Origin of the sequence: Sphingomonas rhizophila, from assembly GCF_014396585.1 — a bacterium.
Taxonomy (GTDB): domain Bacteria; phylum Pseudomonadota; class Alphaproteobacteria; order Sphingomonadales; family Sphingomonadaceae; genus Sphingomicrobium; species Sphingomicrobium rhizophilum.
Window position 1 is genome coordinate 2,094,869 of the sequence record NZ_CP060717.1, and the last position, 22,383, is coordinate 2,117,251.

Annotated in this window: 23 protein-coding genes and 3 pseudogenes; 13 read left to right on the top strand and 13 right to left on the bottom strand. The window is 66.5% G+C overall.

Annotation, left to right across the window (positions count from 1 at the left end):
* Positions 1–30: 30 nt before the first annotated feature.
* The 4 genes and pseudogenes from H9L12_RS10700 (at position 31) to nhaA (ending at position 4,872) form a co-directional block, all read left to right on the top strand.
* Positions 31–1,767, top strand: coding sequence for a 3-deoxy-7-phosphoheptulonate synthase (locus H9L12_RS10700; protein ID WP_187541723.1), 1,737 nt, complete (start codon positions 31–33; stop codon positions 1,765–1,767).
* The gene (aroA, locus tag H9L12_RS10705) at positions 1,764–3,083 is read left to right on the top strand and encodes a 3-phosphoshikimate 1-carboxyvinyltransferase (RefSeq protein ID WP_187541724.1); all 1,320 of its coding nucleotides are present in this window, start codon (positions 1,764–1,766) and stop codon (positions 3,081–3,083) included. Before H9L12_RS10700 ends, aroA begins: the two co-directional genes overlap by 4 nt.
* A complete protein-coding gene (locus H9L12_RS10710; RefSeq protein WP_187541725.1) occupies positions 3,067–3,615 on the top strand; it encodes a prephenate dehydratase in 549 nt (182 codons plus the stop codon). Before aroA ends, H9L12_RS10710 begins: the two co-directional genes overlap by 17 nt.
* A 46-nt stretch (positions 3,616–3,661) precedes the next feature.
* A pseudogene (gene nhaA / locus H9L12_RS10715) lies at positions 3,662–4,872 on the top strand (Na+/H+ antiporter NhaA).
* On the opposite strand, the gene H9L12_RS10720 reads toward nhaA, so the two are convergent.
* Both H9L12_RS10720 and H9L12_RS10725 read right to left on the bottom strand, forming a co-directional pair.
* Entirely contained in the window at positions 4,869–5,579 is a 711-nt protein-coding gene (locus tag H9L12_RS10720) for an anti-sigma factor family protein (protein WP_187541726.1), read from the bottom strand. The pseudogene nhaA and the gene H9L12_RS10720 overlap by 4 nt on opposite strands.
* Before the next feature lies 1 nt (position 5,580).
* The gene (locus tag H9L12_RS10725; RefSeq protein WP_187541727.1) at positions 5,581–6,075 is read right to left on the bottom strand and encodes an RNA polymerase sigma factor; all 495 of its coding nucleotides are present in this window, start codon (positions 6,073–6,075) and stop codon (positions 5,581–5,583) included.
* A 74-nt stretch (positions 6,076–6,149) separates the two neighbouring features.
* On the opposite strand from H9L12_RS10725, the gene H9L12_RS10730 reads away from it, so the two are divergent.
* The 4 genes from H9L12_RS10730 (at position 6,150) to H9L12_RS10740 (ending at position 9,583) form a co-directional block, all read left to right on the top strand.
* Positions 6,150–7,904 carry a S8 family serine peptidase gene (locus tag H9L12_RS10730; RefSeq protein WP_246450368.1) on the top strand — a complete coding sequence of 585 codons (1,755 nt, stop codon included), beginning with the start codon at positions 6,150–6,152 and terminating at the stop codon, positions 7,902–7,904.
* On the top strand, positions 7,792–8,160 hold the full coding sequence (locus tag H9L12_RS13705) for a hypothetical protein (RefSeq protein ID WP_246450369.1): 369 nt from the start codon (positions 7,792–7,794) through the stop codon (positions 8,158–8,160). Before H9L12_RS10730 ends, H9L12_RS13705 begins: the two co-directional genes overlap by 113 nt.
* Before the next feature lie 143 nt (positions 8,161–8,303).
* A complete protein-coding gene (locus H9L12_RS13710) occupies positions 8,304–8,636 on the top strand; it encodes a hypothetical protein (protein WP_246450371.1) in 333 nt (110 codons plus the stop codon).
* The gene (locus H9L12_RS10740; RefSeq protein WP_246450373.1) at positions 8,633–9,583 is read left to right on the top strand and encodes a hypothetical protein; all 951 of its coding nucleotides are present in this window, start codon (positions 8,633–8,635) and stop codon (positions 9,581–9,583) included. Before H9L12_RS13710 ends, H9L12_RS10740 begins: the two co-directional genes overlap by 4 nt.
* Before the next feature lie 4 nt (positions 9,584–9,587).
* Here the strand turns inward: H9L12_RS10740 and H9L12_RS10745 are convergent, their stop codons facing one another.
* The 4 genes and pseudogenes from H9L12_RS10745 to sucC all read right to left on the bottom strand — a co-directional run bounded on the left by H9L12_RS10745 (position 9,588) and on the right by sucC (position 13,536).
* Entirely contained in the window at positions 9,588–10,547 is a 960-nt protein-coding gene (locus H9L12_RS10745; protein WP_187541729.1) for a cupin-like domain-containing protein, read from the bottom strand.
* A gap of 31 nt (positions 10,548–10,578) precedes the next feature.
* Positions 10,579–11,508, bottom strand: a complete 930-nt coding sequence (locus tag H9L12_RS10750) for an electron transfer flavoprotein subunit alpha/FixB family protein (RefSeq protein WP_187541730.1) — start codon at positions 11,506–11,508, stop codon at positions 10,579–10,581.
* Complete coding sequence (locus H9L12_RS10755) at positions 11,505–12,254, bottom strand: electron transfer flavoprotein subunit beta/FixA family protein (RefSeq protein ID WP_187543265.1); 750 nt, start codon at positions 12,252–12,254, stop codon at positions 11,505–11,507. The genes H9L12_RS10750 and H9L12_RS10755 overlap by 4 nt, the downstream gene beginning before the upstream one ends.
* 83 nt (positions 12,255–12,337) lie before the next feature.
* A pseudogene (sucC, locus tag H9L12_RS10760) lies at positions 12,338–13,536 on the bottom strand (ADP-forming succinate--CoA ligase subunit beta).
* Positions 13,537–13,584: 48 nt separating this feature from the next.
* Here sucC and dinB point away from each other — a divergent pair.
* Positions 13,585–14,696: pseudogene (gene dinB / locus H9L12_RS10765) on the top strand (DNA polymerase IV).
* 168 nt (positions 14,697–14,864) lie between these two features.
* Positions 14,865–15,401, top strand: a complete 537-nt coding sequence (locus H9L12_RS10770; protein ID WP_187541731.1) for a CarD family transcriptional regulator — start codon at positions 14,865–14,867, stop codon at positions 15,399–15,401.
* Positions 15,402–15,456: 55 nt separating this feature from the next.
* On the opposite strand, the gene H9L12_RS13715 is transcribed toward H9L12_RS10770, so the two are convergent.
* The 3 genes from H9L12_RS13715 to H9L12_RS10780 all read right to left on the bottom strand — a co-directional run bounded on the left by H9L12_RS13715 (position 15,457) and on the right by H9L12_RS10780 (position 16,763).
* The gene (locus H9L12_RS13715) at positions 15,457–15,660 is read right to left on the bottom strand and encodes a hypothetical protein (RefSeq protein ID WP_246450375.1); all 204 of its coding nucleotides are present in this window, start codon (positions 15,658–15,660) and stop codon (positions 15,457–15,459) included.
* Positions 15,660–16,505, bottom strand: coding sequence for a winged helix-turn-helix domain-containing protein (locus H9L12_RS10775; RefSeq protein WP_246450377.1), 846 nt, complete (start codon positions 16,503–16,505; stop codon positions 15,660–15,662). Before H9L12_RS10775 ends, H9L12_RS13715 begins: the two co-directional genes overlap by 1 nt.
* 78 nt (positions 16,506–16,583) lie before the next feature.
* Positions 16,584–16,763: a hypothetical protein gene (locus H9L12_RS10780; protein ID WP_187541732.1), complete on the bottom strand. Its 180-nt coding sequence runs from the start codon at positions 16,761–16,763 to the stop codon at positions 16,584–16,586.
* A 134-nt stretch (positions 16,764–16,897) separates the two neighbouring features.
* On the opposite strand from H9L12_RS10780, the gene H9L12_RS10785 reads away from it, so the two are divergent.
* Complete coding sequence (locus H9L12_RS10785; RefSeq protein WP_187541733.1) at positions 16,898–17,632, top strand: head GIN domain-containing protein; 735 nt, start codon at positions 16,898–16,900, stop codon at positions 17,630–17,632.
* 327 nt (positions 17,633–17,959) lie between these two features.
* Positions 17,960–18,676 (top strand): GIN domain-containing protein, encoded by a 717-nt coding sequence (locus tag H9L12_RS10790; RefSeq protein ID WP_187541734.1) that lies wholly within the window; start codon positions 17,960–17,962, stop codon positions 18,674–18,676.
* A gap of 4 nt (positions 18,677–18,680) precedes the next feature.
* On the opposite strand, the gene H9L12_RS10795 is transcribed toward H9L12_RS10790, so the two are convergent.
* Positions 18,681–19,082, bottom strand: a complete 402-nt coding sequence (locus H9L12_RS10795; RefSeq protein WP_246450379.1) for a DUF1489 domain-containing protein — start codon at positions 19,080–19,082, stop codon at positions 18,681–18,683.
* A gap of 44 nt (positions 19,083–19,126) precedes the next feature.
* The gene (mgtE, locus tag H9L12_RS10800) at positions 19,127–20,554 is read right to left on the bottom strand and encodes a magnesium transporter (RefSeq protein ID WP_187541736.1); all 1,428 of its coding nucleotides are present in this window, start codon (positions 20,552–20,554) and stop codon (positions 19,127–19,129) included.
* Between the two features lie 114 nt (positions 20,555–20,668).
* Between mgtE and H9L12_RS10805 the strand changes: the two genes are divergently transcribed.
* Positions 20,669–21,124 carry a peptidylprolyl isomerase gene (locus H9L12_RS10805; protein ID WP_187541737.1) on the top strand — a complete coding sequence of 152 codons (456 nt, stop codon included), beginning with the start codon at positions 20,669–20,671 and terminating at the stop codon, positions 21,122–21,124.
* Positions 21,125–21,131: 7 nt separating this feature from the next.
* On the opposite strand, the gene H9L12_RS10810 is transcribed toward H9L12_RS10805, so the two are convergent.
* Both H9L12_RS10810 and H9L12_RS10815 read right to left on the bottom strand, forming a co-directional pair.
* Positions 21,132–22,139, bottom strand: a complete 1,008-nt coding sequence (locus tag H9L12_RS10810) for a DUF418 domain-containing protein (protein ID WP_187541738.1) — start codon at positions 22,137–22,139, stop codon at positions 21,132–21,134.
* Between the two features lie 32 nt (positions 22,140–22,171).
* On the bottom strand, positions 22,172–22,375 hold the full coding sequence (locus H9L12_RS10815) for a hypothetical protein (RefSeq protein ID WP_187541739.1): 204 nt from the start codon (positions 22,373–22,375) through the stop codon (positions 22,172–22,174).
* Positions 22,376–22,383: the final 8 nt, after the last annotated feature.

Sequence of the window (22,383 nt, forward strand, 5' to 3'; positions counted from 1 at the left end):
ACCGCGGATGAGCGCGCCGAGGCAGAAAAAATGAACAAGCAGACCCCCATTCCCATCATCGGCACCGACGCCGACGAACTGTCCGCGCTTCGTCAGGACATCGATCGCATCGACGACCTGATCCTCGAATTGCTCGGCGAACGCGCCGCCGTCGCCGCGCGGATCGGCGCCGTGAAGCGCCAAGGCCCGTCGTCCCTTCCGGTGCGCCCGCAACGCGAGGCCGACATTCTCCGGCGCCTGTCGTCGCGGCATATCCTTCCCTCGCTCGACATCGGCCACATCTGGCGCGCCATCCTCAACAGCAGTGCACAGATCCAGCGGCCGCACAGCCTGGTGCTGTGGGCGCCGCCGGAGGCGCGGCTCGCCCTGCTCGACCTGGCGACCCGCGTCTACGGGGTCGGGATCACCCGCCACTGGGCGGAAAGCCGCGCCCAGGCGGTCGCCGAAGCGCGCGCCGGACAGGCCATCGCCCTGGTGGCGTGGACCGGCGAACTCGACACGCCCATCGACGGCCTCGACCTCATCGGCCAGCATGAACTTGGCGATCCGGCGTCGCCTTGGGCCGCCGCGCTGGGCATCGTCGTCGAGCGCGACCAGCTGCCGAGCCCGCAGGACAATTGGGCGCCGATAAGCTGGCAATCGCGGCCGCATTGCCAAATCCCCGCCTATCACTCGCCGGCGCTGATGGCCGAAGTCGAAGCGCGCCTGTCCGCCGCCGACCCAGTGGTCAACGTCGAATCGATCGTCGCCCTCAAACGGTCGGTCGCCGAGGCGCAGCGTGGCGAGCGGCTGATCCTCCAAGCCGGCGACTGCGCCGAACCGATCGATGCCAGCCTGGACGACGTGCAGGCGATGGCCAACCTGATCCTTCGCTGTGCCGACCACCTTCAAGAGGCGACCGGCAAGCCGGTCATCCGCATCGGCCGCATGGCCGGCCAGTACGCCAAGCCGCGGTCGACCATGGTCGAGGAAATCGACGGCCTGCTGCTCCCCGCCTATCGCGGCGACGCCGTCAATGGCCACACCGCCAGTTGGGGCCAGCGCAAGCCGGACCCGCGCCGGCTGGAAGTTGCCCTCAAGCAATCACGCCGGGTCGCCGGCTGGGTCGCCGAACAGGCCGCTCCGCTCCATGTCAGCCATGAGGCCCTGCTGCTTCCCTACGAAACCGCGCTGACCCGCCATGACCCCGCGACGGGCCGCTGGTGGAACCGGTCAGCGCACACGGTATGGCTGGGCGAGCGCACTCGCCAGATCGGCGGCGCGCATGTCGAATATCTGCGCGGGATCGCGAACCCGATCGGCATCAAGTGCGGCCCGTCGATGAACGGTGACCACCTGATTGCCCTGCTCGACGCGCTGAACCCGCAGCGCGAAGAGGGCCGCATCATGCTCGTCGTCCGTTCGGGTGCCGGCAAGTCCGCTACCGCGATGCCGCCCCTGGTCGAGGCGGTGGCCTCATCCGGCCATCCGGTTGCATGGCTGGTTGACCCGATGCACGGCAATGGCCGCACCGTCGATGCCGCCAAGGTCCGCCTGATGGACGACATGCTCGCCGAGATTGCGGCCGCCGCGGGCGTTCTCCGCGCCGCCGGCGCGCACCTCGCGGGCATCCATCTCGAGGTGACCCCGCAGGACGTCGAGGAATGCGTCGACACGCTGGCCGACGCCAGCGGGCCACGCCGCTTCACCAGCATGTGCGATCCGCGCCTCAACCCGGCCCAGATGTACCGCGCGGTGGATGCCATGGCGCGGGAGATCGTCCGATGACCCCGGTGGGCTCCTACCGCGCGGCCGGGCGGCTCGCGGCCCGCAATGCCGGCCCGCTTCAGGGTGATATCAGCGTCCCGGGCGACAAGTCGATTTCGCATCGCGCGCTCATCCTCGGCGCGCTGGCCGAAGGCCGGACGACCGTGTCGGGCCTGCTCGAAAGCGCCGACGTACTCCGCACCGTCGCCGCGCTCCGCCAGTTCGGCATTGATGTGCGCCGCGAATGCGCCGACCGCTGGTCGATCGAAGGCCGCGCCTGGCGCACCCCGTCGCAAGCGATCGACTGCGGCAACAGCGGCACCACCGCGCGCCTGCTCATGGGCGCCGCCGCCGGCCAGGGTGTCGGAGTCACGCTGGTCGGCGACTCCTCGCTTCAATCGCGACCGATGCGGCGGGTGCTCGACCCGCTGTCGTCGATGGGCCTCGACGCCGACGGCTCATCCAGCCTGCCAGTCACCCTTCGTCCGTCCCAGCTTGGTGGCACCGCGCACCGGCTCGCCACCCCATCGGCGCAGGTCAAGTCGGCGATCCTCCTTGCCGGGCTGGGCACTTCCGATCGTGTCGAGGTCGAAGAACCGATGTCCTGCCGTGACCATACCGAGATCATGCTGGCCGAAATGGGCTGCGAGGTCCGCCGCGAAGGCTCCACCCTTTCGCTGGGCGATCGCCGCCGTCTGTCGGGCACCAGCATCGACGTTCCCGCCGATCCGTCATCGGCCGCATTCCCGCTGATTGCGGCATGCGTCGTCCCGGGATCGAAGGTTCGCGCCGCCGGTATATCGGTCAATCCCACCCGGACCGGATGGATCGAAACGATGGTGGAGATGGGCGCGCGGATCAGCATCACCAACCGGCGCACCGTTAACGGCGAGCCGCGGGGCGACCTCATCGCCGAACATGGTCCGCTGCGCGGCGTCACGGTTCCAGCCGAACGCATCCCGTCGATGGTCGATGAAGTCCCGATCCTGGCGATCGCCGCTGCCTGCGCCGCCGGGCGAACCATCTTCGAAGGTGTCGGCGAATTGCGCGTCAAGGAGAGCAACCGGCTCGACCGCATGGTCACGGGGCTGCGCGCCAACGGTGTCGACGCCCATGTCGACGGCGACTGCCTGATCGTCGAGGGCCGCGACCGCATTCCCGGCGGCGGCCGCATCGACACGCACGGAGACCACCGCATTGCGATGAGCTTCCTGGTCCTCGGCGCGGTCGCCGAAGCACCGGTGGAGGTCGATGAGGTCGAGATGATCGAGACCAGCTTCCCCGACTTCCTCGACCTGATGGCGGCCCTGGGAGCGCGTTTTGACCGGCCCCGCTGAAGTCGCCGCTTTCCTGGGCGGACCTGGTTCCTTTTCGGAGGAGGCTCGCGAACGCTTCGTGCCCGACGCCACACCTCTGCCCTGCCACAATTTCGCGGAGGTTCGCCAGGCGGTGATCGACGGCCGGGCGGCGGTCGGCCTGCTGCCGGTGCGTAACAGCGCCATCGGCACCATCGCCGAAAATGCCGACCTGGCCGACGATCCGCGGGTCGCGATCGAACGGCAGGAGGCATTGCCGATCGAGCTGCACCTGTGGACCCGGGAGGGCATCGGACGGAAGGAATTGAAGGCCGTCAGCAGCCACCCGGCCGCACTGGCCCAGTGCAGCACCTATCTCGGCCTGCTTCGGCTCCCGACGATCTGGGCCGAAAGCACGGGCGAAGCCGCCGCCGAGGTCGCCCGCTCTGCCGATCCCATCGCGGCCATCGCCGGTGAGCGGGCGGGGCGGGCCACCGGCCTCATCATGCTCGACAGTTCCGTCCAGGACGGCATTGGCAACGAGACGATCTTCGCGATCTTCCGCCGCGCCTGACCGCTAATGATTGAGGCGCCAGACCAGTGCGCCTAAGCAGCCACCCATGTCTGCCGCCCACGATCCGAGCGCGGAGGAGCGCAACGCCGGACTGCTGCTGATCGCTGCTTCCGCGATCGCGCTGGTTCTCGCCAACTCTCCGCTGGCCGATGCCTGGCACCATTTGCTCGAGGCACCGCTCGGGATCGAGCTGCCCAGGATCGGCTTGCTGACCCCCCATCTGGTGGTTGCCGACGGCTTGATGGCGATCTTTTTCCTGCTCGTCGGGCTGGAGGTGAAGCGGGAATGGCTGGAAGGACGGCTGTCCACGCCGGCCCAGCGACGCCTGCCGATCCTCGCGGCGGCCGGCGGAATGGCGCTTCCTGCGCTGGTCTACCTGATCGCGGTCGACTTTGACTTTCCTGCGGCCCGCGGCTGGGCCATCCCGGCGGCAACCGACATTGCATTCGCGATCGGCGTCCTCGCTTTGCTTGGCAACCGGGCCCCACCGGCGATCAAGCTGTTGCTGGTGACGATCGCCATCGCGGACGATGTCGGCGCGGTCGCGATTATCGCGCTCGCCTACACGAACGACCTCAACGTCCTTGCCCTGGCCGTTGCCGCCGGCCTGACGGTTGCCATGATGGCCATGTCGCGCGCAGGGGTCCGGTCGCTTGCGCCCTACCTCGTCGGGTTCGGGCTTCTATGGCTGGCGGTGATGGCCAGCGGAATCCATGCCACCATCGCTGGTGTCGTTGCCGCAATCACGGTTCCGATCGGCACGGGTGAACAGCGCTCGCCGTTGAAGCATCTCGAACATGCCATCCACCCGTGGGTAATGTTCGGGATCGTGCCTCTATTCGGGTTGGTAAGCGCCGGCGTGACCTTCCCGCATGGCGCCGCGGCCTTGCTGTCCCCGATCACCCTTGGCGTTGCGGCGGGGCTGTTCCTGGGCAAGCAGGTGGGTGTGTTCGGGGCGCTGTGGCTGGCGGTACGCGCCGGCTTCGCGGTCAAGCCCGAGGGGCTAGCTGGCCCCAGCTTTACGGCGCGGCGGTCCTGTGCGGCATCGGCTTCACCATGAGCCTGTTCATCGGCGCGCTCGCCTTTCCCGGCGCGGCCGACCAGATCGATGCCGCCAAGATCGGGACCTTGGCCGGGTCGTTAATGTCGGCCGTGGTCGGCTTCTTGCTGCTTCGAACGGCGAGCCCGGTCGCCGGCAGTCCGGAGGACATCGAGGATGCCTCCGAAATCTTCGGCGGTGACACGCCGGACGACTAGCGCCACCCGTTCTCCTGGGCGGCGCGCTCCGCCGCCGCGTCGAACGGTTCCCCGGCGATGCTTTCCTCGATCAGCGCGGCAAGCCGCGGATCTTCGCCCGCCGCCATGCGATAGTCGCCGCCCTGTCCGGCCTGGCCGCCGAACAGCCCCTTGACCTGCCACTGGCCGCCCGCCCGGCACGCCAGCCCGCTCGACCCGGCAACGCCGGAAAAGCTTCGGCACAGGGCGCCTTCGCCATTGCGGAAGGTGAGGCCAATGCGCGGTCCGGCACCGCCCTGCTGCGCCGAGGCCAGCTGAGTGTCGAGCGCCCTCTCCAGCCCGGCGGCCGCGACCATCTGCCCCTGCACCGCCGCGACCGGCGAGTCCGATCCGCGGCCCGGGCCGACGATCGCACCGATGCCGAGGCCGAGAACCAGCGTCGCCGCCATCGCCGCCCACTGGGGCAGGCGGACCGGCACTTCGCGCCGTTCGTCACGCTTTGCCTTTGCCGCCGCGAAATCAACCGGCGCTTCCCCGATGCGGTCGGGCACCGGCGCATCCAGCAGGCCATTGAAGGCAAGGCGGAGCTTATCCTGCATCGCCCGATGCTCATGGGCGCGCCGCGCAAGGACAGGATCGGCAGCGACGGCGTCGGCGACCTGTCGGGCGGCGGAAGCCTCGAGCTCCCCGTCAAGCCATGCGAAAAAAGTCTCTTCGTCGATGGTCATGTCATTCACCCAACAATTCGAGGAGCGCGGTGCGCCCGCGCGCGAGACGGCTGGAAATAGTACCGATGGGCAGGTCGAGTACCTCCGACGCCTCGCGATAGCCGAGCCCGTCGATGAGGATCAGCGCAATCACTTCCCGCTGTTCGTCCGGCAATTTCTGCATCGCCTTCATCGCTGTCGACAGGTCGAGGGAGGCCTCGATCCCCGGCGTCGGATCCTGACCGACCAGTTCGCCCGCTTCGGCCGGGGCATGATGTTTGTCCCGCCGACCGCGTGATCGGACCGTGTCGATCCACAGGTTGCGGGTGATCCGGAAGATCCAGGAATCGAACCGCGATCCGACTTGCCACTGGTCGCAACTGGCCATCGCCCGCATCGCGACGTCCTGCACCAGGTCGTCGGCATCGGCGGCGTCGCGGCTCAGCGAATAGGCGAAGCGGCGCAGCCGCGGCCAGTGCTCGCGGAGCTGCGCTTCGAGTTCGGATCGAGATGCCATTTACCCTCATGACGGATGAAACGTGGCCCACTGGTCGTTTCTTCCCAAACACTGCTAATTAAAAAGGAATGTCGATGTCCACGCGCTTTCGAAGCACCCTGTTCGCCGTTGCCGCCCTGGTTGTGGCGCCGCCGGCTGTCAGCCAGGTCCTTGGAGGCGTGGGCAACGCGGTCGGAAACACGGTTGGCGGACCGGTTGGCGGGATCGGCAACATGGTCGGCCTGCCTTCGGTGTTGGGCCCGACCGGCAACGATGTTCGCGGCATCGGTCGTGCTGGCACTTCGACCCTGGAATCGGTCGGCGGCGTGGCCGGAAACGTTGCCCCCGAATCGCTCGACCTTCTTCGCCGCCAGCGGCTGGCGGCCCTGATTTCGGCCAATCGCGGGACACTCGATCGAGACGAGCGCGGACAGCCCGTCCGCAAGGGCGCCTTGCTGGCTATCGATCCGACTGGCGCCGACCTTGCCGTTGCCGCCCGCCTCGGATTCCGGGTCACCGCTGACCGCGCCGATCCCGAGCTTGGCCTTCGCACCGTGACCCTGGCGATCCCCCAACGCAGCAATGTTCGCAAGGCCCTCGACCAGTTGCGCCGCGCCGCGCCGGGAATGGCGATCGATTACGACCATGTCTTCGAGCCCGCTGGCGGACCGCTCGCCCCCGCGATGGCTGCTGGCCTCGCAGGGGTCGCGCCGGCCGCGCGTAGCGGTGGCACGCGGATTGCGATGATCGACGGCGGCGCTGCCAACCATCCCGCGCTGGCGCGGGCGTCGGTGTCGCAGAAGGGGTTCGCCGGCGCCCCCGCCGCGACGGGGCACGGCACCGCGGTCGCTTCCCTTCTGGTCGGCGAGCAGGGGCCGTTTCGTGGCGCGGCGCGCGGCGCATCCCTGTTCGTCGCCGACGTCTACGGTGGCAACCCCGCGGCAGGCTCGGCCAGCGCCATCGTCCAGGCACTCGCCTGGTCCGTGTCAAAGCGCCCGTCGGCGATCACGATGAGCATCGTCGGGCCCGACAACCGTGCCCTTGCCGCGGCAGTTCGGGCCGTCCAGCGACGTGGGATCCCGATCGTCGCCGCGGTCGGCAACGATGGGCCCGCGGCGCCCGCCGCCTATCCGGCAAGCTACGCCGGCGTGGTGGCGGTGACCGGTGTAGACGCCAGGGGCCGAGCCCTGATGGAGGCCGGCAAGGCGCTTCACCTTGATTATGCGGCGCCGGGCGCGGACATGGCGGCCGCCGTCCCCGGCCGGGGGTTCGCCCGAGTGCGCGGAACCAGCTTCGCCGCCCCGCTGGCAGCCGCGCGGATTGCCGCGGTGGGTCATTCGCGCCTGGCCGGCGAAGCGCGCCCGGGAAAGGGCCGCGTCGGCCGCGGTATCGTCTGCGGCACCTGCGCGACGCCCCCAAGTTGGTTGGCGCAAAATAATTTCACGGATTTTGGGAAGAAGTCGCCAAGCGCTGCCGTTCTCCTTTCAGCGGGTCTCGCGAAAGCGGTCCCCGAAATGAAGGAGATTTTCGATGATGAAGCTTATCCCCCTGACCATCGCCGTTGCCGTTGCTGGCGCGGTTCCGGCTCAGGCCCAGCTGCTCGGCGGCGTGACCGGTGCGGTGAACGGCGCTGTCGGCGGGTCGATCGGCGGCAACATCGGTGGCAGCCTCGGCGGATCGCTCGGCGGCATGACCGGCAACCTCGATCGCTCGGTCGCCGGTTCGGTGACGAGCAGCGTGACGGGTTCGCATTCGGTCGACGCCCGCTCGGGTTCGGTCAGCGGCAACGCCGGCCTGGCCGGCACGGTCGACGGCGCGACCAACGGCCTGGCCGGTTCGGTATCTGGTGACGCCAATGCCGGCGGCAGCGCGCAGTTGATCGGCACTGATGCTGTCCGTTCGACCGTCGGTCAGGTTCGCGACCGTGCCACTGACGTGAAGCGCCGTGCGACCGATCGCGCCCGCGCCACCGCGTCGAACGCCCGCAGCCGCGCCGCCGGTGCGGTCAACCAGGCCGGCAATCTTGCCGGATCGGTCGACGGGTCGGCCAGCGGTAGCCTCAGCGGCTCGGTGAGCGGCAACGGTTCGGCTGCTGCCAACAACTAGGACTAGAATTACCCAGTCCCCAGCAGGCCCGCCTCCACCCCCCGGAGGCGGGCCATTTTTGTTGGTCGAAGAGCGGTTGCCCTTGCCGGCCGGCGCTGCGACCAGTCATCCGATCGTCGCGACGACAAGGAATTTTGATGACAATGCGCGCGCTTCTTCCGGCTATTTTTCTTCTTTCCGCATGCGGGACGGCCGCGACTGCGCCGAAGGCAAGTCTCGACCCGATTGCCACCGACTTCGTCAAGATGACGCTGGAACTTGGCGAGCGCGAGGAAGGATATGTCGACGCCTATTACGGCCCGGCCGAGTGGGCTGCCGCCGCCAAGGCCAAGCCGCGCACCGTGCCCGAACTTCGCGCCGAGGCGGACCGGCTGACGAAGCAGCTCGACGCCGTCGGCAAGCTCGACGAGCTATCGGAACGGCGCCGGGCCTTCCTGAGGGCCAGCTTCGCGCCGCCACCACGCGGATGCGGATGATGCAGGGCGAAAAGCTGGGCTTCGCGGACGAGGCCGAAGGCCTGTTCGGCATCCGGCCCGAGCTCAAGCCCCTGTCCAGCTATGACCCCATCCTTGCGCGGATCGAGCAGCTCGTCCCCGGCGAGGGCGCGCTGGGCGACCGCGTCGACCGCTTCCAGCAGCGTTTCGACATCCCCAAGGACCGGATGAAGCCGGTGTTCGACGCCGCCATCGCCGAGTGCAAGCGTCGCACGCTGGAACACATCAAGCTGCCTGCCAACGAGAGCTTCACGCTGGAATTCGTCACCGGCAAGAGCTGGGGTGGCTACAATTATTACAAGGGCAATGCGCACAGCCTGATTCAGGTGAACACCGACCTGCCGGTGCGGATCAGCCGGGCGATCGACCTTGGTTGCCACGAGGGATATCCGGGACACCACGTCTACAACGCGCTGCTCGAAGAGAAGCTGACCAAGGGCCAGAAGTGGGTCGAGTTCAGCATATACCCGCTCTACTCCCCGCAGTCGTTCCTGGCAGAAGGGTCGGCCAATTACGGAATCGAACTGGCCTTTCCGGGCAATGACCAGCTGACCTACGAACGCGCGAAGCTGTATCCGCTGGCACGGCTGAATCCGGTTGATGCGGGACGCTACCTTGAGGTCGCGAAGCTGGCCAAGGATTTGGCCGGAGCGCGTTTCACCATCGCTGCCGACTATCTGGAAGGCCGGATCACCCGCGACCAGGCGGTTGCGCTGACGCAGAAATACCAGCTGACGTCGAAGGAGCGTGCCGAGAAGTCGCTAGACTTCACCGACCAGTACCGCAGCTACATCATCAATTACGGCCTCGGCCTCGACATGGTCCGCGCCTACGTCGAAGCGGCCGGTCCGGACCAGAAGGCGCGCTGGGCGCGGATGGAGAAGATCCTCAGCGAACCGACGATGCCGGGAGACCTGGCAGCCCGCTGAGCGCTCAGAAGCGCGCGTCGGGCGGGTAGTTCGAATAGAAATCGTTGGGCGCGTCGAAGCTGGTGAAGCTGACCGAGATCGACGGGTCGAGGGCCTCGACATGATGCCACCAGCCGACGGGCAGGAACAGCGCGTCGCTCGGGCCGATCTCGCAATCGATCTTCGGCGGAAGCGATGGATCGGCCAAATTCCATTCGGCGGGAGACCGCTCGCTGAAGCAATGGATGGCGTTGCGCATCCGGCCGACTTCCCACGACGGCACCATCTGCACGCGCTTCCGGCCGACGACCTGCACCAGCAGGTTGTTCGTGAGGTCGTGGTGGAACGGCGTCAGCGTGCCTTGCGGTCCGATCCAGATATAGCCTTCACGCTCGCCACCAGGCCGAAGGATCGGCAGCGGCCCGAGGTCGTCGTACAGCGGCGCCAGCGCCCTTTTGTTCACCGTGTCGTTGTAGGCGGTGAGGTAGAAATCGTTCGATGGCCCGGCGCAGATGGCCGCCGTCACCTCGCGCAATTTCGCCACGCGCTTGTGTCGATCCTTCGCCAGCTCATAGTCCGGTGCCGACCGCCGCTGTCCCTGCAGCTCGACCGTGGCGTCGCCGACCTTGTCGTCGAGATAGTCGAGCGACCAGCGCGACCGGGCCGGCCATTCCTCGATAAGTCCCGTCAGGATCACCGGCTGGTTGGCGGCGTAGTAATCCCTGAAGAATGCTTCGGGCTGAATGCGGTCGACCTTCGGCACAGCATCCGTGTTCCCCGCCAGTCGGGCGTGGATCTGCAGCGCCCAATCACGCTTCGCCAGCCGCCGTACGGCCGTCGCCAACGCTGCCGCATAGGGATCCTTGTCCAGGCGCCGCAACTCATAGTCCGCGCTGGATGGCGGCAGGCCGGCATCGATCAGCCGCTGGCGCACATCGGCGCCATCGAGCAGTGCCTCGGCGATAATCGCGCGCTTGTCGCTCATGGCGCCTGTTCTAGCGCCATCGCGACCGCGGTTACAGCTTCTCGGTCAGTTCCGGGACGATCTTGAACAGGTCGCCGACCAGGCCGACGTCCGCGACCTGGAAAATCGGCGCTTCCTCGTCCTTGTTGATGGCGATGATGGTCTTGCTGTCCTTCATGCCGGCGAGGTGCTGGATCGCGCCAGAGATACCGATCGCCAGATAGACTTCCGGCGCGACGATCTTGCCGGTCTGCCCGACTTGGTAGTCGTTGGGCGCATAGCCCGCGTCGACCGCCGCGCGGCTGGCACCGACGCCGGCGCCGAGCTTGTCGGCGAGCGGATCGATCAGGGCGTGGAACTGTTCCGACGAGCCGAGCGCGCGGCCGCCCGAGACGATCACCTTGGCGCTGGTCAATTCGGGCCGTTCCGACTTGGACACCTCCGCACCGACGAAGCTCGACTTGCCAGAAGAGGCGCCGGCGTCGGCCTCGCTAACCGACCCGCTTCCGCCCTCGCGCGACGCCTTGTCGAAGGCGGTACCGCGGACGGTGATGACCTTCTTGGCGTCCTTCGAGCGGACGGTGGCGATCGCGTTGCCGGCGTAGATCGGGCGGGTGAACGTGTCCTCGCCCTCGACCGACAGGATGTCCGAAATCTGCATGACGTCGAGCAGCGCGGCGACGCGCGGCGCGACATTCTTGCCGGTGGTGGTGGCCGACGCGAGAAACGCGTCGTGGTCGCCCATCAGCGCCACGATGATCGGCGCGACATCCTCGGCCAGCTGGTGCTCGAGATGCGCGCCGTCGGCGACATGGACGGTGCCCGCGCCGGCGATCTTCGCGGCCGCGTCGGCAACACTGCCGATTCCCGATCCAGCGACCAGCAGGTCGACATCGCCAAGCTGCGACGCGGCGGTGACGGTGGCCAGCGTCGCGTCCTTGATCGCGCCGCCTTCATGTTCGACCAGAACCAGCGTCTTCATTTCGCGACTCCCAGCGCCTTCAGTTTCGCCACCAGCTCATCGACCGAGCCGACTTTGACCCCCGCCTGGCGCTTGGGCGGTTCCAGTACCTTCAGAGTCTCCAGCCGCGGCGCGACATCGACGCCGAAATCGCCGGGTGACTTGGTCGCCAACGGCTTCGACTTGGCCTTCATGATGTTGGGCAGCGAGGCATAGCGCGGCTCGTTGAGGCGAAGGTCGGTGGTGACGATCGCGGGGCCATTCAGCTTGACCGTCTCCAGCCCGCCATCGACTTCTCGGGTGACGGTGACGTCGCTTCCGGCGACCTCGACCTTCGATGCGAATGTGCCTTGCGGCCAGCCGAGCAGCGCCGCCAGCATCTGACCGGTCTGGTTCGAATCGTCGTCGATCGCCTGCTTGCCAAGGATGACCAGCCCGGGCTGCTCCTCGTCGACGATGCCCTTCAGGATCTTGGCGACCGCCAGCGGCTCGACCTCTTCCTCGGTCTGGACCAGGATCGCGCGGTCGGCACCCATCGCCAGCGCGGTGCGCAGCGTTTCCTGCGCCTTGGCCGGACCGATCGACACGGCGACGATCTCCGTCGCGGCGCCCTTTTCCTTGAGGCGGATCGCCTCTTCGACCGCGATCTCGTCGAACGGGTTCATCGACATCTTCACATTGGCGAGGTCGACGCCGCTGCCGTCCATCTTGACGCGCGGCTTGACGTTGTAATCGATCACCCGCTTCACCGCGACCAGCAGCTTCATGGTCATGCTCTCCCGAATCTACTCAGACGTTTTGCCCAGCGAACGCGCCAACGGTCAAATTGGCGCACCGCCGTAGCGGCAGGTCAGGCGGCCGCTTTCACCTCGGCGACGATCTTGCGCGCCGCGTCGCCCAAATCGTTGGCGGCGACGATCGGCAGGCCGGAATTGGCGAGGATGTCCTTGCCCTGCTGGACGTTGGTGCCTTCGAGGCGGACGACCAGGGGGACGTTCAGGTTCACTTCCTTCGCCGCCGCGACGATGCCGTCGGCAATGATGTCGCACTTCATGATGCCGCCGAAGATGTTGACGAGGATGCCCTTCACCGCCGGGTCGCTGAGAATGATCTTGAACGCCGCGGTGACCTTCTCCTTCGAAGCGCCGCCGCCGACGTCGAGGAAGTTCGCCGGAAGGCGCCGTTCAGCTTGATGATGTCCATCGTCGCCATGGCAAGGCCGGCGCCGTTGACCATGCAGCCGATATCGCCGTCGAGCTTGATGTAGGCGAGGTCGTACTTCGACGCCTCGATCTCCATCGGGTCCTCCTCGGTCAGGTCGCGAAGCTCGGCCAGGTCCTTGTGGCGGAACATGGCGTTCGAATCGAAGCCGACCTTGGCGTCGAGCACCATCAGCTTGTTGTCGGCGGTGATCGCCAGCGGGTTGATCTCGATCTGGCTGGCGTCGGTACCGAGGAATGCTTCGTAGAGCCGCGCGGTGACATTCGCCGCCTGCTTGGCGAGGTCGCCGGACAGGCCGAGCGCCTCGGCGACGGCGCGGCCGTGGTGCGGCATCAGGCCGGTTGCCGGATCGACGGTGATGGTATGGATCTTTTCCGGCGTGTCGTGGGCCACCGTTTCGATGTCCATGCCGCCTTCGGTCGACGCGACGATGGCGATGCGGCCGGTCGAACGGTCGACCAGCAGCGCCAAGTAGAATTCCTTGGCGATGTCGACGCCGTCGGTGATGTAAAGGCGCTGGACCTGCTTGCCGGCGTCGCCGGTCTGGATGGTGACCAGCGTCTTGCCGAGCATTTCCTCGGCGTGGGCGCGCACCTCGTCGATCGACTTGGCGAGGCGGACGCCACCCTTGGCGTCGGGGCCGAGTTCCTTGAACTTGCCCTTGCCGCGGCCACCGGCGTGAATCTGCGCCTTGACCACCCACAGCGGCCCGGGAAGCTTCTTCGCCGCCTCGACCGCCTCGTCGACGCTCATCGCCGCGAAGCCGGCCGGGACAGGCACCTGAAACTTCGCCAGCAATTCCTTGGCCTGATATTCGTGGATGTTCATGAAAGAGTCGCCCGCCAGAATGGGAAGGAAAGTTGCGCGCCCTTAAGCATGACTCGACGCGCATGCCAAGGTAAGGAACGGGTCGTGAACGACGCGCCCGTCCGCAAGATCATCCATGTCGACATGGACGCCTTCTACGCGTCGGTCGAACAGCGCGATAACCCGGAACTTCGCGGGCTGCCGGTGGCGGTCGGCGGCGGCCATCGCGGCGTGGTCGCGGCGGCCAGCTACGAGGCGCGGAAGTTCGGCGTCCGATCGGCGATGCCGTCGGTGACTGCCAAGCGGCGCTGCCCCGACCTCATCTTCGTCAAGCCGCGTTTCGACGTCTATCGCTCGGTCAGCCGGCAAATCCGCGACATCTTCGCCGACTATACCGACCTGATCGAGCCGCTGAGCCTGGACGAGGCCTATCTCGATGTCAGCGAGGACCGCCACCAGCTGGGCAGCGCCCGGGCCATCGCCGAGCAAATCCGCGCCCGGATCAAGGCCGAGACCAACCTGACCGCGTCCGCCGGGGTCAGCTACTGCAAGTTCATCGCCAAGCTAGCGAGCGACCAGAACAAGCCCGACGGACTGTGCGTCATTCCGCCCCATCGCGGTGCGGAGTTCGTCGCCACCTTGCCGGTCAAGCGCTTTCACGGCGTCGGCCCGGTCACCGCCGCCAAGATGGAGCGGTTGGGAATCAACACCGGGCGGACCTCGCCGCCCGGTCGCTGACCGAGTTGGAGGCGCATTTCGGATCATCCGGACGTTGGTATTGGCGGGTCGCGCGCGGCATCGACGAGCGCGAGGTGAAGTCCGAGCGCGGCCACAAGTCCGTCAGCGCCGAGCGCACGTTCGACAGCGACCTCAGCGATCCCGCCGACCTGTCGCGCGAACTGACCCGTGTCGCCGGCTTCGCGTGGGAGCGGATCGCGCGCGCCGGGGTCAGCGGGCGCACGGTGACGCTCAAGGTAAAATATGGCGACTTCACCCAGATCACCCGGTCGAAGAGTTTTTCCGCACCGATTTCAGCCCGCGAGGACTTCGAGTCCGCGGGCCATGCGCTGCTGTCCGCGCTTCACCCGGTGCCGAAGGGAGTAAGGTTGCTCGGGCTCGGCCTGCACTCGATCGTCGAAGAGGACGTGGAGGCACCCCGGCAACTGGGACTCGCGATCTAGACATTTTTCTGTTATATAATCGCGCATCGCCCGTCGCCTTCTGCGTCGGGCGTTTCAAAAGCAGGATCAAATCCACAAAGGGCTGGGACTGTGACCGGGGGGTCGCCGTTGGGGGCGATACGGTGTCTGTCGATTCCAGCCGGTGTGGATGATGAGAAAGGTGCAAGAATGGCTGCCAAGCCCTTGAGCTTCGATGTTGGCGATTACGTTGTTTACCCCAAGCATGGTGTCGGCCGGGTGGTCGAACTTCAAAGCACCGAAATCGCCGGTACGCGTCTGGATCTGTATGTGCTGCGGTTCGAAAAGGAGCGGATGACGCTCCGCGTTCCCGTCATGAAGGCGGATTCGGTCGGCATGCGCAAGCTGTCGAGCGACAAGACCATGAAGGACGCGCTGGAAACCCTGAAGGGCAAGCCCAAGGTGAAGCGCACCATGTGGTCGCGCCGCGCCCAGGAATATGAAGCGAAGATCAATTCGGGCGACCTGACGTCGATCGCCGAAGTGACCCGCGACCTGTTCCGCGCCGATGACCAGCCGGAACAAAGCTATTCCGAGCGCCAGATTTTCGAAGCGGCGTCGTCGCGCCTGGCGCGCGAGCTCGGCGCGATGGAACAGACGGACGAGAAGGCCGCCCTGGTCAAGATCCTCGAGATCCTGAACAAGGCCGCGGCGATCCACAACAAGGCCAAGGAAGAAGTGGCGTAAGCCATTCTTTCCTATTTGAAACAAAGAGGGCGTCCCGTGCGGGGCGCCCTTTTTGTCACGAGTTCGCCTCGGCAAGCTGGCGCCGGGCGAGGATCAGGGCGCCGACAATGCCGACGGCGAATACAGCGCCCTCAAGGACACAGGTCACCATCTGACTGATCGGGCCGAAGCCGCTTTCACCGAACAGGGCCCCGAGTTGGCCGACCTGAAGCCGGGAAGCGGGAAAGCGCGTGGCGAGAAGGTCCAGGCTGCCCGCCATCATCCGGCCGCCGAGCAGCGCAATCGCCAGCCCGCGAGCGCGCCGGCCATCGCCGCGACGGCCATTCCCTGGCGCGCCGACGAGCGCAGGGACCACCAGCCGGCGAGGCCAACCGCCCCGCCGACGAGCATGCCTTCCATGCCGCCGGTGATCTGGCCGGGGGACTGACCGAACAGTAGGGTGAAGGCGTCCAGCCCGAGCAATTTGACGAGCGCGCCGACGAACAGGCCGCCCAGTGCACCGCCGCCGGCCATCGCGAGGGCGCTTCGTCCGGCCAACGCCGACGCGGCGGCAATGCCGACGCTGACCCCGGCCGCGCCGACGATCGCAACCAGCGTCGTCAGGCTGAGCAGGACGAGCAGCACGGAGATGGCGCCCGCGCCCGGCTGCGGGGGCTGGACCACGCCGGCGAAACCATAGGCGACGCCGCCTGCAAGCCCGGCGAGCCCGCCGCCAACAATCCCCGCCAGTGACAGCAACAGGTCTTTCGACAGGCCAGGCCCGCTCACGCCGGCAGCGGGCGGCGCATGGTCGATGGTGGCGATGAAACGATAACCGTGTTTCGGCACCGTTTCGATGAATCGCGGCTGCGCGGCGTCGTCCCCAAGCGTGCGGCGCAGCGTCTTGATGCCTTGGGTCAGCGCCTCATCGGTGACCGGCACCCCGCGCCATACCTCTTCGAGAAAACGGTCCTTCGTGACCAGGGCGCCGGATTCGCGGACCAGCAGAACAAGGGCGTCAAAATAACGGGCATTGAGTTCGACCGCCTCGCCGTCGCGGCGAAGGCGGCGGTCGGCCAGATCGAGCGTGAACCGGTCGAAGCGCACTTCCTCCCGCTTCCTCATGCCCGGATCCGTTGCCTGTTGTCCCCACCCATCGCGCCCAGATGAAGCCGCTTTCGTCGACCCGCGCAAGCACCGGCGCTACCTCGGATGTTCCGGCAGCGATTCCAGTCGTGAATGCGCGCCGGCGATTTCCTTGGCCATCCGGCGGTAATGGTCGGCCATGGCAAGGTGGATGCACCGCGCCTCCCGGCAATCGGTCGCTTCGGCCGCGGCGGCTTCTTCGGATGCGCGGCGCTCCAGGTAATCGACCTCGTCCATAGGTCCCCCAAAAGGCAACGCAGACTCGACCCGGCGGATATAACATAAATTAAACATTGGCGGAGATTTTTCACTTGTGCTTGCGACGAATCCCGTCTTGCTGTATTAGTTATGCAATACACAGGAGGACGTTCATGAAATTCACCCGCATCGTTTCCGTCGCCGCGTTGGCCGTGGCCATTGCCGCCTGCAAATTCGGGGACGGCGAGTCGCGCGATCCCGGGCCTGAGGTCGATCGCAGCTACACGGTCGGCGCGTTCCAGAAGATCACCGTTGCCGGACCCTACGAGGTCAAGGTCACGAGCGGCGGCGCAGCGGGAATCAAGGCGCACGGCGGCCAGGCCGTTCTCGACGAGACCGATGTCGTCGTCGATGACGGCGTCCTGAAGATCGTTCCCAAGAAGAAGAATGGCATCCGCTGGAACTGGGGCGATCGCAAGGGCAAGGTCACGTTCGAGGTGACTGGCGCCGGCGCGCTACAGGGCGCGACGATCGCCGGATCGGGCGGCATCGCCATCGACCAGTCGAACGCCGCCAGCTTCAAGGGCGAAGTGGCCGGATCGGGCGACCTGTCCATCGGGAAACTGGAAACCGGCGACAGCGAATTCAGCATCGCCGGTTCGGGCAGCGTGCAAGGCGCGGGCAAGGCGCAGCGGGTCAAGATCAACATCGCCGGTTCGGGCGACGTCGACCTGCCCGGCCTGATCGCCACCGACGCCGACGTGTCGATTGCGGGGTCGGGCAACGTTGCCGCGCACGCCACCGGGACCGCCAAGGTCAGCATCATGGGATCGGGCGATGTCGCCATCACCGGCGGCGCAAAGTGCAACGTCACCAAGAATGGGTCGGGCAACGTTACCTGCTCGTAATGGCCCGTCGCATAGCCGTCCGAGGGAGGGCGCCCCGTCACCGGGGCGCCCCTATTCTTGCCAAAAATTCTCCGCTTGCAATCGCGCTACAATTGTAGCACGCTACAAATGTAGCGCACTTTGGAGGCTCTGATGTTTCTCGCCCGATTCGCCATCGTCACGGCTTTGCTGGGCGCATCCGCCGCCGCCGTCGCCGACATCCATGCCCTCCAAAGCGAGGCCCGCGCTACGCCGTCCACAATTACGGCGGCATTCTGGCGCTGTCGTCATTCTGATCCGAGGATGCATAGTCGAGCGACGCGAGCGAACTTCAACGATTTGGTAACCATGATGGCGGAGGGTGCGATCATGCGCATCCTGTTCTTCATCGCCATCCTGGCGCCTGTCGCCGTTCCCTTCTCGGTGAAAGCGGCCAACCGCAATTACAGCGTCACCAGCTTCGAGCGGATCCGGGTCGAAGGTCCCTATGCGGTGACCGTTGCGACCAACAGTGCGCCATTCGCCCGTGCAAGCGGGTCGACCCAAGCACTGGACGCAGTCGCGATCCGTGTCGAAGGACCGACCTTGATCATCCAGGCCAATCGCAACGCGTGGCGCGGCAGCTATGATTCGCCCGGCCCGGTGCTGATCGCCGTGGGGACGCCCAACCTTCGCGCCGCCTCGATTGGCGGCAGCGGAAGCCTGGCCATCGACAGGGTCCGCGGCCTCGAGTTCCAGCTCAGCGTCGGCGGCGCCGCCGAGGCCCGCGTCAGCCAGGCCGACGTCGATCGTTTCAAGCTTGCCGTGAACGGAAGCGGGCGGGTCTCTGTCGCAGGCAGGGCGCCTGCCCTCAGCGCCACCATCCTCGGGCCGGCCGCGGTCGACCTTGCACCACTCACCGCCCGGGACGCGGCCGTCGCCACCCAGGGCGCATCGACTGTCGCCTTTACCGCCACCAACAGCGCAAAGGTCACCGCCGCCGGTACCGCCGCCGTCACCGTCTCCGGCCGTCCGGCCTGCACGGTCAAGGCGAGCGGGTCGGCGACCGTCACCGGCTGCCAATAGCAATTCAGACCAGCGCCAGCGCCGCCAGCTTGCCGTAAAGCCGTGGCGGAAGCTCGCCCATGCCGCTGCCGTCGTCTTCACCCGGCGCATCGTCCTCGGTAAGGTAGCGCCAGCCCTGGTGTGCGCGCTTCGGCTTGGGCGGGACACCGACCAAGCTCGCGCTGCAGACGATGTCGATCCGGCCATCGCTGCGGTCGTCGAAGCGCAGGATTTCCTGCCGGGCGACGATCCGGTGCTTGACGATCCAGTGGAGCGAGCCGCCGACCAGCTCCGCCATCCGCTTCGGCCGCATCCGGGTCGGCACGCGCACCTCGCCGTCCTGGGTCACTCGGCGGGCGATGCGGTTCTCCAGCGCCTCGACGCTGACGCAGCCGACCGCGACCTTGGTGAGATGGAGATGGGGCACGGCCGCCGACATAAGCGAAAATCGAACCCGATCAAGGCGTTGCCCTAGCCAGCCAACCCCGTCACCGCGGCGAGGCCAAGGAAGCTGAAAAAGCCCATGACGTCGGTTGCCATGGTCACGAAGACCGCCGACGACACTGCAGGGTCGATCCGCGCCCGGTCGAGCGTCACGGGGACGAGAATTCCGGCCAGGCCGGCGATCAAATTGTTGATGACCATCGCCGCGCCGATCACCGCGCCAAGCAACGGGTTGTCGAACAGGATTGCGGTGCCGATCCCGATCAGCAGGCCGAGCGCCACCCCGTTCGAAAGCGCGATCGTGAGTTCACGCGCGATCATCCGCATGGTGTTGGAGTCTGTCAGCTGGTTGGTCGCCAACGCCCGCACCACCACCGCCAGGGTCTGGGTCCCGGCGTTGCCGCCCATGCCCGACACGATCGGCATCAGCACGGCGAGCAGCGCGAACTTGGCGATCTCGCCCTGGAAAAGGCCGACCACGCTGGCCGCCAGCATCGCGGTGCCCAAGTTGATGACCAGCCAGGTCAGCCGGGTGCGGACGGTGGTGGCGATCGGCTCGTTGATGTCGCCGTCACCCGCGCCGGACAGCAGCAGCACGTCTTCGCCGGCTTCTTCTTGGATGATGTGCACGATGTCGTCGACGGTGATCATGCCGACCAGCCGTCCCGACCCGTCGACCACTGCGGCGGAGATCAGCGCGTATTTCTGGAACTTGAGCGCCACTTCTTCCTGGTCGAGGTCGACCGGGATCAGCGTCTGCTTGCGCGCCATGATCTCGCTGACCGGTTTCGATCGTGCGCTGCGCAGGATAGTCGACAGCTTGCAGGTGCCGACCGGATGGTGGTTCGGCGAGACGACGAACACTTCCCAGAAATCGTCGGCCAGGTCGTCGCCGGAGCGGAGGTAATCGATGACCTGCCCGACCTTCCAATGTTCCGGCACCGCGATCAGATCGCGCTGCATCAGGCGGCCGGCGGTTTCTTCCGGATAGGTCAGCGCTTCTTCGACCGCGGCGCGGTCGTCGGGCTCCATCGCCCGGAGCACCTCGAGCTGGTCCTCGGCGTCGAGGTCTTCGATGATCGCGACGGCGTCGTCGGTGTCGAGCTGGGCGGCGAGGTCGGCGACCTGCTGCGGCTCCATCTCGTCGATCATGTCCTCGCGGACGTGCTCGTTGAGTTCGGCGTAGACATCGGCATCAACGATGCCGGCCAGCGCGGTGATGAGGTCGGCGCGCTCGTCGGCGGGCGCAAGTTCGATCAGGTCGGCGATGTCGGCGGGGTGCAGCTCGGCGACCAGGCCCCGCGCCGCCTCGTCGTCACCGTCGGCAACCGCGTCGAGCACTTCGCGGACGAATCGCGGCCGCAGCCGATCGTCATCGTCCATGACGTCGTCGTCAACCGACACGGGAAGTTCGGGTTCGTGGAGCGTGCTGGCGAAGTCGTCGCGTTCGCTCATGCCTGTTCCCCTTGGACCCTCGATACGCCGCCCTCCTATGCCGAGGCATAGACTGGCGCAACCGGCAAGGCCGCCTTACAGGACCGCCAACCCTTCCCAATCGGAGACACGATCATGGCCGATGCCAACACCCTGACCTTCACCCTTTCGAGCGGCGGCGACGTCGTCATCAAGCTCCGCCCCGACCTGGCGCCTGGCCATGTCGAGCGCATCGCCGGCCTCGCCCGCGACGGGTTCTACGACGGAGTCGTGTTCCATCGCGTCATTCCGGGTTTCATGGCCCAGGGTGGAGACCCGACCGGCACCGGCACCGGCGGGTCGAAGCTTCCCGATCTGAAGGCCGAGTTCAACGCCGAGCCGCACGTGCGCGGAACCTGTTCGATGGCCCGCACCGCCGCCCCGAACAGCGCCAACAGCCAGTTCTTCATCTGCTTCGACGATGCCCGTTTCCTCGACCGCCAGTACACGGTGTGGGGCAATGTCGAGAGTGGCATGGAATATGTCGACGCGCTTCCGGTCGGCGAACCGCCGCGCGAGCCGGGCAAGATCATTAAGGCGACCGTCGCTTAAGCCGGCGTCAGGCCGGTGCGGCTGTATCCAGTCGCATCGGCTGCGCCCGGCCGTAGGTCAGCGAGCGCCATAGCCACTCCACCGGTCCGAAGCGAAAATGGGCCAGCCACCAACGGCTGTAGGCGATCTGCACCGCGAATATCACCAGCGTGAAAGGGATGGTGAAAATCAGTCCGAACTTCCCGATCAGCCCGAACCCCCAGCCATAGAACAACACGCTCTGGATGACGGTTTGCATCAGGTAATTGGTGAGGGCCATCTGGCCCGCCGGCGCCGCCCATTCGAGCAGCCCTCCGCGGCCCCTGGCCCACAGCAAGGCAAACCCGGCGGCATAGCCGATAGCCAACGTCGGCGTGCTGAGAACGTAGAAGACCTCGGTGACGAATTGCAGTCCTTCGTCGCGGCCGCTGGTCATGGTGAAATAAGCCTTGGCCGCCGCCAGCGGCAGGCCAAGGCCGAGGCCGATGGTCGCCACCTTCTTCAACAGCGGGCGATAGCGGTCGAGGTTTGAATAGACTGCGTGACGACCGACCCACAGGCCGATCAGGAACATGCCCAGCACCTTGGTGAAACGCATCTGGTAGAAGAGGTCGCCAAGGCGGAAGAACGCCTCGGCCCGGTGGACGCGGAGATGGTCGGTCAACGGCGCTTCCGCGAAGAAGGGCATCGGACCTTTGGAGATGTCGAAGCCCATCGACACGATCATCGATTCGCCTTGGGCGTAGATCGGGTCGGCCGGCTTGAACCCGCCGAAATGCATCGCCGCCGACCAGGCGATCGGGATCAGCCACATGATGACGGCCCAGCGAAGCAGCCAGCGGTCGCCGACCTTGCGGAACAGCAGCAGTACCGTTCCCATCAGCGCGTAAAGGGCGACAATGTCCCCCAGCCACAGCAGGAAAATATGTGCCAATCCGATGAGGAACAGGACGGCGAGACGGCGAAGATAGCGCGGCACGCCTTCCCCGCGTTGTTCCAGCCTATTGAGCTGGATGGCGAAGCCGATCCCGAACAACAGCGAGAAGATCGAATAGAATTTGCCAACGATCAGCCATTCGATGACGAATTCGGCCAGATCGTTGAGCGCCCCCCAAGCGACGCATCGCGCTGCGCATCCGTCATGAACGGGAAGCCGATAAACGCGAACATGTTGGCGATAAGAATCCCGGCGAGCGCATAACCGCGCATCGCGTCGAGTAGCGTCGATCGTTCCCCTGCGACCACTGGTGCCGAACGGATTGCTTGTGCCATGTTCGATT